The following is a 15,065-nucleotide window of genomic DNA, read 5'->3' on the forward strand; positions in this document are numbered from 1 at the left end:
CTCTTCAACCATCGCCTGCGGCCGACCTTCCACCGCATGCAGTACACCATCGACACCATGAACCGAGTGCTGCGCGAGCAGATCATCGGTGTTCGTGTCGTTCGCGCTTTCGTCCGGGAAGAAGACGAGCGCCGCCGCTTCGCTCACGTCAATGCCGAGTTGCAGGAGGCATCTCTCCGCGTGGGCCGCACCATGGCCGTGCTCGTTGCGTTGATGACGCTGCTGATGAACGTGAGCGGGGTCGCCGTCGTGTGGTTCGGCGGCCACCTGATTGACACGAACGACATGCGACTGGGCGCCCTTGCCGCTTTTCTGACATATCTGGCGGAAGTCCTCGGGGCGCTGATCATGCTGGGCGGCATGGTCATGGCGGTGCCCCGGGCCCAGGTGTCCGCTGTCCGCGTCGACGAGGTCCTGCGAGCCGAGCCGGGTCTTCGCCCGCCCCGGCGCCCGGTCCGCCCTTCCGCCGTCCGCGGCACCCTCGAACTGCGCGGGCTTGGATTCCAGTACCCCGGCGCCGAGAGCCCGGTGCTGCAGGGCATCGACCTCCAGGTGCGTCCGGGACAGACCGTCGCTTTCATCGGCAGCACCGGCAGCGGCAAGAGCACCCTGCTGAACCTGATCCCGCGTCTGGTGGACGCCACAGAGGGAACGGTTCGGATCGACGGAGTCGATGTCCGTGAGCTGGACCCCGCTGTGCTCTCGGCCGCGGTCGGTCTGGTGCCGCAGAAGCCGCACCTTTTCACGGGCACCGTCGCCACGAACCTCCGATACGGTGCGCCGGACGCCACCGACGAGCAGTTGTGGCACGCACTGGATGTCGCGCAGGCCCGGGAATTCGTGGAACGAACGGTTGGAGGACTCGACCATCCTCTCGCTCAGGCCGGTGCCAATCTTTCCGGCGGCCAGCGTCAGCGGCTGGTGATCGCGCGGACGCTGCTGCGCCGTCCCGCCCTCTATCTGTTCGATGACTCCTTCTCCGCCCTCGACGGTGCCACCGAACTCGCCCTCCGGCAGGCACTGGCCCGGGAGGCAGCGCACCGCACGGTCCTCCTCGTAGCGCAACGCGTCAGCACCGTACGAGATGCCGACCAGGTCGTCGTCCTCGATCGGGGACGGATCGTCGGCAGCGGTACGCACAGCGAACTTGCCGAATCGAACGAGATCTACCAGCAGATCCTGCAGTCCCAGACGACGATTCCGGAGAGAGCGTGAGCGGCGAGCGAATGGCTGGTGGAACCGACGCGAAGAGGCTCCGCACCTCGGCGCAGGGGCTCCGGCGCGATACGGGATCCGAGCAGGCGCCGGCCCAACTCACGGTCGTGGAGGTATTCGGCCGACTTCTGGGGCCACGCCGCAATCACCTGATGGGCGTCCTTCTGCTCGGCGTCTGCGGGGTCGCTCTGTCCGTCGCCGGACCGGTCTTCCTGGGCAAGGCCACCGACCAGGTGTTTGCCGGGATGCTCAGCCAACGGTTCCCACCAGGCAGCACACGTCGCGAGATGCTCGAGGAATTGCGCGCAAACGGCGACACCACGATGCTCGCCATCGTCAACCGGGTGGACGTGGTACCCGGCCAGGGGATCGACTTCTCCCGCGTCACGCACTACCTGGTGATCGCACTGGTGCTTTACGCCGTCGCCGCGGTCCTCCTGTTGCTCCAGGGACGGCTGATCACCACGATGGCGCAGCGCGTGGTAACCGAACTGCGTGAGCAGGTGGAGGACAAGCTTGCCCACCTGCCTCTGCGCTACTTCGACGGTCGGCCGCGCGGCGAGGTGATAAGCCGCGTCACCAACGACATCGGCGCCATCGCCATCGGACTGGAGCTGGCACAGCCCGTCACCGCGGCCATGACGGTGGCCGGCTCGCTGTTGATGATGTTCTACATCTCCCCGTTGCTGACGCTGGTGCTCGTCGTGACCGTACCCGTCCTGTTGCTGTTGTCCGGTCGTCTCGCCCGGCGCTCCCAGGTACAGGCCGCGGAGCGGATGACTCGTACCGGCCTGCTCTTCGCCCATGTGGAGGAGCAGTACACCGGACACCGGACGACCTGGCTTTTCGGCCGTCAGGACGAGGACGACGCCTCCTTCGTGGAGCACAACGACGCGCTGTACGAGTCCAGCGTGGGCGCGGTGCTGATCAGCGGCATGATCCGGCCCCTGAGCATGTTCGTCACCAGTCTGAACTATGTGCTCATCGCGGTGATCGGAGTCCTGCTCGTCACGTCCGGAGGCATCTCTCTGGGCGGCGTTCAGGCCTTCCTGCAGTACTCGGCGCAGTTCAACAGGCCGATCGGCCAGATCGGCGAGATCATCCAACGGACGCAGGCCGGTGTCGCGTCCTCGCGCAGAGTGTTCGACCTGCTCGACGAACCGGAGCAGCCCGCCGACCCAGCCCGCCCGACCCGCCTGGAAACCGTCTGCGGTCACGTGGAATTCCGACACGTCTCCTTCCGGTACCGGCCCGACACTCCGGTTTTGGAGAACCTGTCCCTCACCGTCCACCCCGGGCAGACCGTGGCGGTCGTCGGACCGACCGGTGCGGGCAAGACCACGCTCGTCAACCTCCTTCTGCGCTTCTACGAACCGGACAGCGGCCGGATCACCCTGGACGGCGCCGACATCGCCGGCATGAACCGCGCGGAGCTGCGCGCCCGAATCGGCATGGTCCTGCAGGACGTGTGGCTCTTCGACGGCACCATCGCGGACAACATCGCCTACGGGAACCCTGACGCCGCCTTCGACGAGATCGTGGAGGCGGCCCGCGCCGCTCACGTCGACACCTTCGTGCGAGCCCTGCCGGAGGGCTACCACACGGTCCTGGGCGACGACGACGTCATCAGCGCGGGAGAGAAGCAGCTGATCACCGTGGCACGGGCGTTCCTCGCCCGCCCAGCGATCCTGGTCCTGGACGAGGCGACCAGCGCGGTCGACACGCGCACCGAGGCGCACATTCAGAAGGCGATGCATACCCTGCGTGCCGGCCGGACCAGTTTCGTGATCGCTCACCGGCTCTCCACGATCCGGGATGCCGACCTCATCCTCGTCATGGAGTCCGGGCGGGTCGTGGAACAGGGCGACCACGAGACGCTGATGCGCACCGCCGGACCCTACGCCCGCATGTACGCAGCCCAGTTCGGCACACCGGAGTCCGGAGGAGCCGAGGAGCCGTATGGAGATGCCGCTGCTACCGCAAAGGGGTGACAGACGATGGACGGCACAGACGTCTGCGGATGTTGAGAGTGCGCACGCGGTGGTTCTGCCCATCCTCCTCAGCCATGAACGCGGCAACAACATGACAGCCGCACCCGGCACCCCTGGGTGTCCCGATCTTACGAATGACCGCGACCAACCCAGGACGAAAGGTAGGGAACCTCATGGAAGACGCAGTTCCTCGCGAGGTCGGCGACGAACGGGATCGACTCCCGGCGGCACCGGCGGTGGCGGAGGCCGCCATCACCCTGGCCCGGTCCTGCGCCGTCGATACCGAAGTGGTCCGGCTCGCTGCGCGGTGGAAGGTCGCCTCGGTGGTCATGGGAGGGCCCGCCCTGCCTGCCGACGCGACCTGGCGCGACCTGATCGTGCGCGCAGCCACCGATGAGGGACGCGAGGAGGCACAGGAAGCCTGGGGCAGCACCGATGAGCAGCCCCACGTGTCGGCCGAGCGACTGGGCGGCTACGTGGAGCACGTTCTGCGCGTCCTTACCGGGTGCCCCGACGAGCCGCATACCCGCCATGGTCTGCTGTCCGACGCCGAGACCGAGAAGGTCATCGACTTTTGCTCAGGGCCCGAGAAGCCGCTCCCCGGACGACGCTTTCACGAGCTGTTCGAGGACCGGGTGCGTCGCCACCCGGAGGCGGTGGCGGCCGTCCAGGGCGGCCGAAGCTGGACCTACCGCGAGGTGAACGAGAAAGCCAACGCTGTCGCCTGGACCCTGCGCCGGGAAGGGGTGCGCCCCGAGGATGTCGTGGCGGTGGTGACGCAGCGCTCCCTGGAGTGGCTCGCGGCCGTTATCGCCGTCTTCAAGGCGGGCGGTTGCTATCTGCCGCTCGAACCGCACTTCCCCGCCGAGCGGATGGCGAACACGCTCACCAGGGGAGAGTGCCGGTGGGTACTCGCCGACCACGACGTCGCGCCGCTGGAGCAGGCGCTGGCCGGCCAGGACACACGGTGCCTGTACGTACGGGACCTCCTCGAAGAAGGCGGACCGCGCCACAACCTGGACCTCGTCATCGCGGGGGACCAGCTCGCGTACATCTACTTCACCTCGGGCTCGACTGGCGAACCCAAGGGCGCCATGTGCGAACACGACGGCTTCCTCAATCACCTCTACGCCAAGATCGAAGACCTCGGCGTCCAGGAGGGAGACGTCGTGGCGCAGACCGCGCCGCAGTGCTTCGACATATCGCTGTGGCAGTTGGTCTCGGCTCTCCTCATGGGTGGCCAGACGCTCATCATCGAGCAGGACGTGATCATGGACGTTCACACGTTCATCGACACCCTGGCCGAGAACGGCGTCCACGTGGCGCAGTTGGTGCCCACGTACCTCGAACTCTTCCTCTCCGCGCTGGCCGAGGAGCACCGGAAGCTGCCTGACCTGCGCGTCATGGCCGTCACCGGCGAGGCACTGAAGAAGGAGCTGGTGCGCCGCTGGTTCGACGCCTTCCCCACCGTGCCGCTGGTCAACTGCTACGGCCTTACCGAGGTCAGCGACGACTCCAACCACGGCGTCATGCATGCCCTGCCCGCCCACCGTGCCGTGCCGCTCGGCGCCCCCGTGCGCAACTCGCGTGTCTACGTCATGGACGACAGGCTTCAGCTTCTCCCGGTGGGCGCACCGGGAGAGATCGTGATCGCCGGAGTCTGCGTGGGCCGCGGATACGTGAACGACCCGGAGCGCACGGCGGCCGTCTTCGGCCGCGACCCCCACCGGCCGCTCGAGCGCCTCTACCGCTCGGGCGACTTCGGCCGCTGGCTGCCCTCCGGCGAGCTCGAATACCTCGGCCGCCGCGACTCGCAGGTCAAGATCAGCGGGTTCAGGATCGAGATCGGCGAGGTCGAGGACCGGCTCCTGCAAGTATCCGGTGTCCGGGACGGCGCCGTGGTCGTCGCCGGATCCGCCACCGAGCCACAGCTCGTCGGCTACTACACCGGCGCGGACGCGCCGGACGCGGGGCAGGTCGCCAGGACGCTCGCCCGGACGCTGCCCGAGTACATGGTCCCGCCGCGCCTCTACCACACCCCTGAGCTGCCCCTGTCCGGCAATGGGAAGATCGACAGGATCTCCCTGACCGATCTCGCCCAGCGGGAACGCCACGGTACCGGGCACGTGCGGGCCACGGAGTTCGCCACGGAGACCGAGCGGAAGATCGCGGACCTGTGGGCACAGGTGCTGAAGGTCCCGCTGGAGCGGATCGGACGCGACTCCCGCTTCACCGAACTCGGCGGCACCTCGCTCTCCGTGATCCGTCTGTCGATCGCCCTGGACCGCCAGGTGACCGTCGCCGAACTGTGGGGCACTCCCACCGTCACGGACATCGCCGCCCTGGTCGACCGCAAGGCCGCCGCGGCGCGGGACTCCGAGTCGCGGCCCGTACCACGCGTGCTCGCCGCACAGCCCGACGAGGGGCCCGCCGCCTGGGCGGCCGACCACCGCACCGCTGTCCACGCGGCCGTCGCCGAGTCCGGCGCCGTGCTGCTGCGCGGCATCGGAGTGCGCACGGCCGCCGATGTCGCCGCGGTCGCGGAAGGACTCGGGATCACCGCGATGACCGAACGCGAAGGCTTCGCCCCGAGGACCGCCCACGCCCCGGGGCTCTACTCGTCCAGCCATTGGCCGTCGGACGAGCCGATGTGTATGCACCATGAACTGAGCTACGCCGCCACGGTCCCCGGCATCCTGGTCTTCGGCTGTCTCACGGCCCCCGACCGGGGCGGCAGGACCAACGTCGCGGACTCCCAGCAGGTCCTCAAGGCGCTGCCGCCCGATCTCGTCGCCCCGTTCGAGCGCCACGGCTGGCTGCTGACCCGCATGTACCACGAGGTGGGCACGGCGTGGCCGGAGGCGTTCGGGACCGACGACCGCGCCGAGGTGGACGCGTACTGCGCCGCCGCGGACATCGACCACGAGTGGCTGCCCGGGGACCGGCTCCGCACCCGTCAGCGGCGCGCCGCCGTCGTACGGCATCCCACGACGGGCGTTCCCGGATGGTTCAACCAGATCGCCTTCCTCAACGGGCTGACGATGGATCCGGCCGTCCGCGAGTACCTCACCGACGTCTACGGGCCGCACGGCCTGCCGTTCCATACGATGGTCGGCGACGGCACGGCCATCGACGGCGACACCGTGGAGGCCGTCAACGCCGTGTACGACCGGTTCACGGTCGGCGAGCCGTGGCGAAGCGGGGACGTCCTCGTCGTCGACAACCTCAGGATGGCCCACAGCCGGGAACCGTTCGAGGGACAGCGCGAGATCGTGGTGGTCATGGGCGACGCGGTGCGGATCCCCGGCCACGTCCGGCCGGGCACCGACGCGGACACCGGCGGTGAGCGGGCGTGACCGGCACCCGCCCGCTGCCCCGGCCGCCCCGCCCCACGACATGACGGCAGGACCAGGATCCGCGGCGCGCGTCGATCCGCAGCCGGATCACGATGCCGCGCCGCGCGCCGTCCCCGCGTCCTCCGCACAGGAGCGCGTGTGGTTCGCCAGCCGGATGGCACCCGACGCGTCGGCGTACCGCATCGTGGATGAGCTGGTCGTGCACGCCGAGGTGACCGAGGCCGACCTGCGGCGTGCCTTCGCCCTGCTGGTGCGGCGCCACGAGGCCCTGCGCACCGCCCTGCGGATCGTCGACGGCCGGCTCACGCAGTACGTACTCCCGCGGATCGACCTGGCGCTCCGCCACGTCGACCTGACCGGTGCGGACTACGCCGAGCAGACGGACGCCCGGCGCTCTCGCAGGACAGAGCTGGCGCGCCGGCCCTTCGACCTGGAGCGGGCCCCCCTGTGGCGCGCGGAGCTGCTCGCGCTCGGGGAGACGGAATGGGCGGTGGTCTTCGCCGCCCACCACCTCGTCTACGACGCCGCCTCACGGTTCAACCTCCACGCCGAACTCACCGAGATCTGCGCGGCTGTGGAACAGGGGCGGGAGCCGAAGCTGCCGGAGCTTCCGCTGAGCTACACCGGCTACGCACGGCGAGAGCGCGACCGGCTGTCGCCCCGCCGGCGAACCGAGTTGGCCGCGTACTGGCGTGCGCGGCTGGCCCAGCTCCCGCCCGTCCACCGCCTGCCGCTCGACCACCCGAGGCCCGCGGCCCGGACGTTCGTGGGGGCCGAGGTGCGGGCCGGCCTCCCCCCGGAGGTCACCGCGTCGCTGCCGGGCGCGGCACGGCGGCTCGGCACCGAGCCCGTCATGCTCTGCCTCGCCGCCTACGTGGCCCTGCTGCACCGCCACTCGGGACAGGAGGACATCGTCGTCGGTCTGCCGGTGACAGGCCGTCGCCAGGCCGATGTGGCGCCGATGATCGGCACGTTCGTCAACATGCTGGTGGTCCGGGTCGATGTCAGCGGCGCCCCGACCTTCGCCGAACTGGTGGGCCGGGTACGGTCGGCGGCCCATGTCGAGGATCGGTACGACATCCCCTTCCAGACCCTCGTCGAACTGCTGCCCGTGCCACGGCTGCCCGGCGTGCCTCCCCTGTACCAACTGGCCTTCAACCATGTGCCCGCGGACGGCGGCCTGGGAGCCGCCTCCTCCGGTTCCGCCGGCTGTGAGGACGACCTGTTGCTGGAGATCACGGCCGACACGGTCCGGGTCGAGTACAACGTGGCACTCCTCGAGAAGGGCACCGCCGACGCGCTGCTCGCCGACTACCTCGCGCTGCTCGTCGCGGGAGTCTCCGCGTGGGACATGCCCCTGCCGCGTCTCCCGGTCGCGCCCCGGCCGGGAGACGCCCCGGCGACGCGCCCCGCCCGGACGGCCGCGGGCGGCAGGCCACGCACCGCGACGGCGAGGCTGGTCGCCGACGCGTGGAGTGCCGTCCTCGGCACCGCGGTGACCGACGTCCACGACGACTTCTTCCACCTGGGCGGTCACTCGGTGCAGGCCCTGCGCATGCTGGCGCGCCTCGAGGCGGAGCACGACTGCGAGTTGAGCATCCAGGCGTTCTTCGCCGATCCGACGGTGGCCGGGCTTGCCACCGAACTCGACCGCAAGCGCCCGAGGAGGACGGCATGGCGGTGACGGGCCGAATCGACGGCGTACCGAGCGACATCTGGCATGAGGAGGTGCTTGCCCCGCAGTTCGCCTACGAGGTGGAGCATCTGCTCGGCCATTACCTCGCCATCGAGAAGGTCCTGCTGCTGGAGTACGTGCGGATGGGGCTGGTGGACGCCGCCGGGGCGGCGGGGATCGGGGCACGGCTCGACTCGCTGACCCCGGACGTCGTCCGCGCCGACCCGAAGGAGAATATGTCGGACATCTCCTTCGCCGTCGAGCGGCACGTCCTGTCCGGCCCGGTCCCGCCGTTCCACGCGTGGCACGTGGACCGCAGCCGCAACGACCTCCAGGTCTGCGCCCAGTTGATGTGCGCTCGCGAGAACCTGACCGCTGTGGCCGCCGACCTGCTGTCGCTGGGCCGTGCCGCCACCTCGCTCGCCGCCCGGTACGCCGACGTGCCCATGCCGGGATACACCCATGCCCAGGCCGCGCAGGTCATCAGCCCGGGTTTCCACCTCACGGCCCTCGCCGCCGAGACCACGGCCACCTTGCGCGGGATGCTGCACACCTACGACGAGGTCGATACCTGCCCGCTCGGCTCGGGAACGATGGCCGGCCAGGAGCTCGCCTGGGACCGCGTTCGCATGGCCGAGCTGCTCGGCTTCTCCCGTGTCCAGCCGCATGCGCTGGTGGCTGTCGCCTCCCGCGGCTGGACCATGGCGATCTCCGGCGATCTGGCCCGCTACGCGGTGACGCTGAGCCGTTTCGCCACCGACCTCATGGCCTGGGGCGGCAGCGGTTTCGGCTTCCTGGAGCTTCCTGACGAGCTGTCGGGTATCTCGGCGGCCATGCCGCAGAAGCGCAACTTTCCCGTGCTGGAGCGCATCCGAGGCCGGTGTGCCCACGTCGCCGGGTGCGCGGCCGACATCGCCGCCGGGCAGCGCAACACCGCGTACACCAACACCGTGGAGGTGTCGAAGGAAGCGGGCGGGCACCTGCGCACCCAATTCGACGCCATGCGCTCGGTGCTGCGGCTGACGCGGGCGGTCATCGCCGGAGCGGCCTTCTCGGCGGACCGGATGCGCGAGGCGTGTGCGGGGGAGTACCTGGGAGGATTCACCCTCGCGAACCAGCTGACGCTGGAGTGCGGCATCCCCTGGCGGACGGCTCAGGTGATCTCCGGGCGGTACATCAAGCGCGCCCTGGAGAAGGGGCTGCGGCCGGCCGTACCAGACGGCTCGCTACTGGCCACGCTCTGCGCCGACGCGGGATACGAGGTCGCGCGGACCGACGCCCTCCTCGTCGCCGCCTTCGACGTGGACGAAGGACTGCGGGCCAAGCGATCGGCCGGCTCGGCCCACCCCGACGAGGTGCGGGCGATGCTCGCCGACCAGGACGGCGAATTCGCGAAGCTCACCGAGGAGTGGTCCCGGCGCGAACGCAGATCCGCCGATGCCGCCCGCCAACGGGACGACCTGCTCACCGCGGCCGAGCGGCGGTCATGAGGGAGCCGGCGCTGGTCGCCCGCCGGCCGGGCGTGGACCTGCGCGAGGGCGCGGGCACCGCCTGCGGAACCTTCGGCGAGCTGCTTCAAGGGGTGCTGCCCGACGGAGTCGACTTCCTCGTCACATTCCCGATCACTCGCGGCACCCGGGCGTGGTTCCGGTACGACCGCGACGGCCCACTGCACGTCTTCCCCTCCCACAAGACCAAGTCGCTGCGCCTGGCGCGGGCCATGTTCGACGTCCGAGGCGTCGGCGGCGGCGGCTCCCTGGTCCTCGACAGCGGCTTGGCCGTGGGGAAAGGGCTCGCCAGTTCCTCCGCCGACCTGGTCGCCACGGCCAGGGCCGTGGGGGCGGTGCTCGGCTTGGACACCTCGCCCGCGGCCGTCGAAGGCTGGCTGCGCCCGATCGAGCCCACTGACGGGGTGATGCACCCGGGGATCGTGGTGTTCGAGCACCGGACGGTCCGGTTGCGCGCGTCGCTCGGCACCCTGCCCCCGGCCACGGTGGTGGCCGTCGACGAGGGCGGTCACCTCGACACGGTGGCCTTCAACCGGCGGCCCCTGCACCGCACGCCTGCCCAGAAACGCGAGTACGAGCGCCTGATGCGGGACCTCACCACCGCCGTCGACCACGGGGACCTCGCCCGGGTGGGTGCGATCGCCACCCGCAGCGCGGTCCTCAACCAGCGGCTCGTTCCCAAACGGAACCTGGACGCCATGATCCGGGTCAGCGACGAGATCGGCGCTCTGGGCGTGGTCTGCGCCCACAGCGGCACCATGCTCGGCCTCCTGCTCGACGCCGGCGACCCCGACCACCAGCACAAGCTGTCGGCCGCCGCCGCGGCATGTTCGCGCCTGCCCGGCGCCACCACCGTCTTTCGTTCGTTCACATCACCAGGGAGCGCGCATGCGTCATGACACCATCGTCGACGCGATAGGCAACACCCCGGCCGTACGGCTGCGGGTGGACGCCGCCGAGGGGGTCGAGGCCTACGCCAAGCTGGAGCTGCTGAACCCCTACGCGATGAAGGACCGTGTCGCCCGGCAGATGATCCTCGAGGCCCGCCGGTCCGGTGCGCTCGAAGAAGGCGCGCCCATCGTGGAGAGCTCGTCCGGCACGATGGCGCTGGGAATCGCTCTCGTCGGCACCTACCTGGGGCACCCCGTGCACATCGTCACGGACCCCCGCATCGACCCGATCACCCTCACCAAACTGGAGGCCCTCGGGTGCGTGGTCCACGTGGTGGAGACGATGACCGGGCAGGGGTGGCAGAGCGCCCGGCTGGAGCGGCTCGCGGAGCTGATGAGCGGCATGCCCGGTGCCTACTGGCCCCAGCAGTACAGCAACCCGCAGAACCCGGCCGCGTACCGCACGCTGGCCGACGAACTGATCGAGGCCCTGGGAACGGTGGACGTCGTGGTCGGCTCCGTCGGCAGCGGCGGCTCCTTGTGCGGTACGTCGGCGGCGCTGCTGGAGCGGCTGCCCGACCTGAAGGTGGTCGGTGTCGACTGCGTCGGCAGCGTGCTCTTCGGCCAGCCCGACGTACCGGCCCGCAAACAGAGCGGACTGGGCAACAGCCTGTACCCGGACAACATCGACTACCGGCTCTTCGACGAGGTGCACTGGCTCTCGGACGACGAGGCGTTCGACGCCACCCAGCGGCTCGCCCGGGAACAGAAGATCTTCGCCGGGAACACCTCCGGGTCGGTGTACCGGATCCTGACCCACCTCGCCGCCGAGGCGGGGCCCGGCACCCGTCTGGTGGGAATCCTGCCGGATCGCGGCGACCGCTACGTGGACAGCGTGTACCGCCACCGGCCCGCCGGCCCGATCGCCACCCGGCCCGTCGAGGTCCCCTACGGCACGACGGTCACCGGTTGGTCGTTCGCCTCGATCCCGCGCGAGAACCGTCCCGTCCTGGTCTTTGTGGAGTCGAATACGACAGGGACGGGCATGCTCGCGTTGCGCACCGCCGTGCGGCTCGGCTTCGAGCCGGTCCTGCTGGCCAAGGACCCCGCTCGCTACGCCGGCCTCGACGGCACCGGCTGCCGGACGGTCGCCTGCGACACCGAGAGCGACGCGGACGTCCTCCGGGCGGTTCGGGAGGCGGCCGGGAAACGGACCATCGCCGGGCTCACGACGACCAGTGACTTCTATCTGGAACACACCGCACGGCTGGCCGCCGCGCTCGGCCTGCCGGGCCACGCCCCGGAGACGATGACGGCCTGCCGCGACAAGTCGCTGACCCGTACGGCGCTGAGGGACGCCGGGGTGCCGCAGCCGGCGTTCGCTGTGATCGGCGACTCCGCCGACATCGCCGGTGCCGTCGCGTCCGTGGGCCTGCCGTGCGTGGTCAAGCCCGTGGGCGGATCGGGGTCGCAGGACGTGCTGTGGTGCGAGGACGCCGCCACGGCCGCCGAGCACGCCGCCCGCGTCCTGGCCGTGACCGAGAACGTTCGCGGCCAGGCCACCGCCGGCAAGGTCCTGATCGAGGAGTACGCCCGCGGGCCGGAATACAGCGTGGAGATGTTCTGCGACAACGGGCAGGCCGCCTGCCTAGGGGTGACCCAGCGCACCGCGTGCGCGCTGCCCTACTTCGTCGAGACCGGCCACGTCTTCCCTGCCGAGCTGCCGGAGGCCACCTCCGGCGAACTCGCGGAGTCGGCCCGCCAAGCGCTCAAGGCGGTGGGCTTCGACCGAGGTCCCGCACACGTCGAGATCAGGATGACGGACATGGGCCCCGTGGTCATCGAGATCAACGCCAGGCTCGCCGGCGGCATGATCCCCGAACTCGTCCGTGCGGCGACGGGGATCGACCTTCTGGAGCAGCAGGTGCGGGCCGCGGCCGGGTACCCGGTGCGGCTGCTCGCCGACAGGGCCCGGCACGCGGGCATCAGATTCCTGGTCGCGCGTCGGACAGGACGCCTGGTGGCCATCACGGGAACAGCGGAGGCGGAGCGTGTGCCCGGCGTCGAACGGGTGGTGACCACCGGCTCCCCGGGCCGTGCGGTACGGCCGCCGCGGGACGCCTATGACCGACTCGGCTACGTGGTCGCGGGCGGCGACTCGGCCCAGGAGGTCCTGGAGACTCTGGACGCCGCCGTACGGCTGGTGGACGTGGTGACCGACCAGGACTGACCGTCGGTGTACACCTTCATGGGTGCGGTGGGGGCTGAGCGTGAGCCACACGGGCGCAGCCCCCACCGTGCGAGTGAAGACCCCAGTTCGGTCATCCGATTCTTCGTACGCCTCGCAGCTCACGCGATCGAGAAGACCGGTCCGCACCCGCCGTGGACACCCACACCAGTGGAGCGGCCTCAGCCAGCGGCCCCGGGCTCGGGGGAGACACGGCGGGGCGCACGGCCGCGGTTCGCCGCTCCGCGGCCCATGCCGCGATATGGGCACGCGAGCGCAGGCCCAGGGTGGTTCTGATGTGGCGGATATGCGTCTCGACGGTGCGCACCGACACATGCATCCGGGCGGCGATCTGCCGGTTGGTCAGTCCTTCGACCACCAGAGCGGTCACGTCCCGCTCCCGCTTGCTCAGCAGGCCGTCGGAGTCCTCCGCGGTCGCGCCGGTCGCCTGGGAGCCGAGGGCGAAGGCGAGGACATGACGGTGCCGCATCGCGTGTCCGGCTTCGAGCGAGGCGCCGGCCCGGTTCGGCGGCAGGGCCTTCAGTGCCGCGGACCGTGCCGCGTTCACCCGCTCCCGCCACCACGCGTCACCCCACGAAGCAGGCGGACCGATCTGCTCGGCTGCCCCGATGAGCTGAAGCACTCTCTCGAACCGGTGGGCGCGGGCGGCGACGATGGCCAGCCCTTGGAGCGCGTCGGCCGGTCCGCGCGTGTGCTCCGCGGGACCGCGCAACGACTCGGTGAAGTACGCCTCCGCTGTCGGCAGGTCGTCCTTCTCGAGAGCGAGCGCGCCCGCCGTGACGAGAACCGCGTGCAGCCACCGTGGCGGCACCCTCATTCGCAGGAGGGGCAGGAACTCCTCGATCACCTGCTCGGCCCGGCCCAGTTCACCGTTGAGCAGCTGGTAGCGGGCGAGACCGACCCGACAGAGAGCCGTCAGGGTTTCGTCACGCAGACGGTGGCCGATCTTCAGACACTCCCGCAGGTCCGCCACGGCACTGCCCTGGTCGCCGTGTGTTTCGTGGAGCGCACTGCGTAACAGCAGGAGGCGGCTGAGGAGCGGATCGCGGCCGTAGCCGCGTTCCAGCTCCACGGCCTGCTCGGCATAGCGCATGGCCGTGCCGTAGTCCCCCTGCCGCCCCGCCAGCGCGGCCGCACACTCAAGGGCGACGCTCCGGTAGGGCGATGACTCGATGCCGCGGTCCAGGATGTGCGAGAGCAGTGTCAGCGTGTCGTCCGCGGGTCCCGGTGACAACTCCACCGTGGCCAGTGCGCCGGCCAGGAGCAGTTGCCGCTCGTCGGTGCCAGGGATCAGCCAGTGGAGGGCATGGGCGAGATTGCCGTGTTCCGCCGCCAGATGTCGGAGCACCGCGGGCTGGATGAACGTTTCCCTGTGGAGCGGTTCTGATAGTTGCGTCAGCCACGTCACCAGCCGCCCGTACGTCTCGGTGTCCTCACTTTCGGCAACGAGCCGTTCGTGACCGAAGCCTCGCATCGATTCCAGCAGCCGGAACCGTGCCGGACCGTCCTGATCGGTGTACGGAGTGATGACGGACTTGACCGAAAGGGCGATCAGCAGTTCGGACGTTCCCGGTTCCGCGGCGCTGCCGTCGGCGGCCACCGCGGCAGCCGTGTCAAACCCGAAGCCGCCCGGCAGTACGGACAGCCCGCGCAGCAGCGACCGTTCGGCTGGATTCAGCAGGTCGTAGCCCCATTGGAGGGAGGCCCGCAGACTCTGATGCCGTTGGTCCGCCAGCCGCCATCCGTTTGTCAGCAGGGACAGGCGGTCGTCCAGGCGAGCCCTGACCTCGGCCGGCGGAAACACTCTTATCAGCCGGGCAGCCATCTCGATGGGGAGCGGCAGGCCGTCGAGCCGGATGCAGATCTCGCCCACGTGCCTGGCGTTCTCCTGGGTGAGCTGGAAATCCGGCACCACCGTTCGCGCCCGGTCCAGGAACAGAAGCACGGCGTCCGACCGCAGACACTCCGAGAGAGACGAATCACCGTCCACATCGGGTAGCGCCAGACCGGACAGTGAGAACATGGCCTCCCCTGGGAGACGCAATGGTTCCCGGCTGGTGGCGACGACCCGCAGATACGGATGGCTTGGCAGCAGCTCGCTCAGCATCAACCCGCACTCGTCCAGGACGTGCTCGCAGTCGTCCAGTACCAGCAGGCGTTCACTCTCGTTCGCGTACGGGGC

General features: G+C 70.0%; 8 protein-coding genes. 7 read left to right on the forward strand and 1 reads right to left on the reverse strand.

Annotated features, from left to right (window positions below; all coding sequences use genetic code 11):
• The 7 genes from KHP12_RS07805 to KHP12_RS07835 all read left to right on the forward strand — a co-directional run.
• Nucleotides 1-1,215 (forward strand): ABC transporter ATP-binding protein (locus KHP12_RS07805; RefSeq protein WP_211832147.1); only part of this gene is annotated, 1,215 nt, incomplete at its 5' end.
• Between the two features lie 152 nt (nucleotides 1,216-1,367).
• Entirely contained in the window at nucleotides 1,368-3,206 is a 1,839-nt protein-coding gene (locus KHP12_RS07810) for an ABC transporter ATP-binding protein (RefSeq protein WP_246643088.1), read from the forward strand.
• Between the two features lie 173 nt (nucleotides 3,207-3,379).
• Nucleotides 3,380-6,562 (forward strand): non-ribosomal peptide synthetase, encoded by a 3,183-nt coding sequence (locus tag KHP12_RS07815; protein WP_246643087.1) that lies wholly within the window; start codon nucleotides 3,380-3,382, stop codon nucleotides 6,560-6,562.
• Nucleotides 6,563-6,602: 40 nt separating this feature from the next.
• The gene (locus KHP12_RS07820; RefSeq protein ID WP_211832150.1) at nucleotides 6,603-8,246 is read left to right on the forward strand and encodes a condensation domain-containing protein; all 1,644 of its coding nucleotides are present in this window, start codon (nucleotides 6,603-6,605) and stop codon (nucleotides 8,244-8,246) included.
• Nucleotides 8,237-9,727, forward strand: coding sequence for a lyase family protein (locus tag KHP12_RS07825; protein ID WP_210608732.1), 1,491 nt, complete (start codon nucleotides 8,237-8,239; stop codon nucleotides 9,725-9,727). The genes KHP12_RS07820 and KHP12_RS07825 overlap by 10 nt, the downstream gene beginning before the upstream one ends.
• Complete coding sequence (locus tag KHP12_RS07830) at nucleotides 9,724-10,644, forward strand: GHMP family kinase ATP-binding protein (protein WP_086882461.1); 921 nt, start codon at nucleotides 9,724-9,726, stop codon at nucleotides 10,642-10,644. Before KHP12_RS07825 ends, KHP12_RS07830 begins: the two co-directional genes overlap by 4 nt.
• A complete protein-coding gene (locus KHP12_RS07835) occupies nucleotides 10,634-12,865 on the forward strand; it encodes a pyridoxal-phosphate dependent enzyme (RefSeq protein ID WP_211832154.1) in 2,232 nt (743 codons plus the stop codon). Before KHP12_RS07830 ends, KHP12_RS07835 begins: the two co-directional genes overlap by 11 nt.
• 91 nt (nucleotides 12,866-12,956) lie before the next feature.
• On the opposite strand, the gene KHP12_RS07840 is transcribed toward KHP12_RS07835, so the two are convergent.
• On the reverse strand, nucleotides 12,957-15,065 hold a 2,109-nt coding region (locus KHP12_RS07840), incomplete at its 5' end, for an ATP-binding protein (protein ID WP_211832156.1).

Source organism: Streptomyces asiaticus (assembly GCF_018138715.1).
GTDB classification, from domain to species: domain Bacteria; phylum Actinomycetota; class Actinomycetes; order Streptomycetales; family Streptomycetaceae; genus Streptomyces; species Streptomyces asiaticus.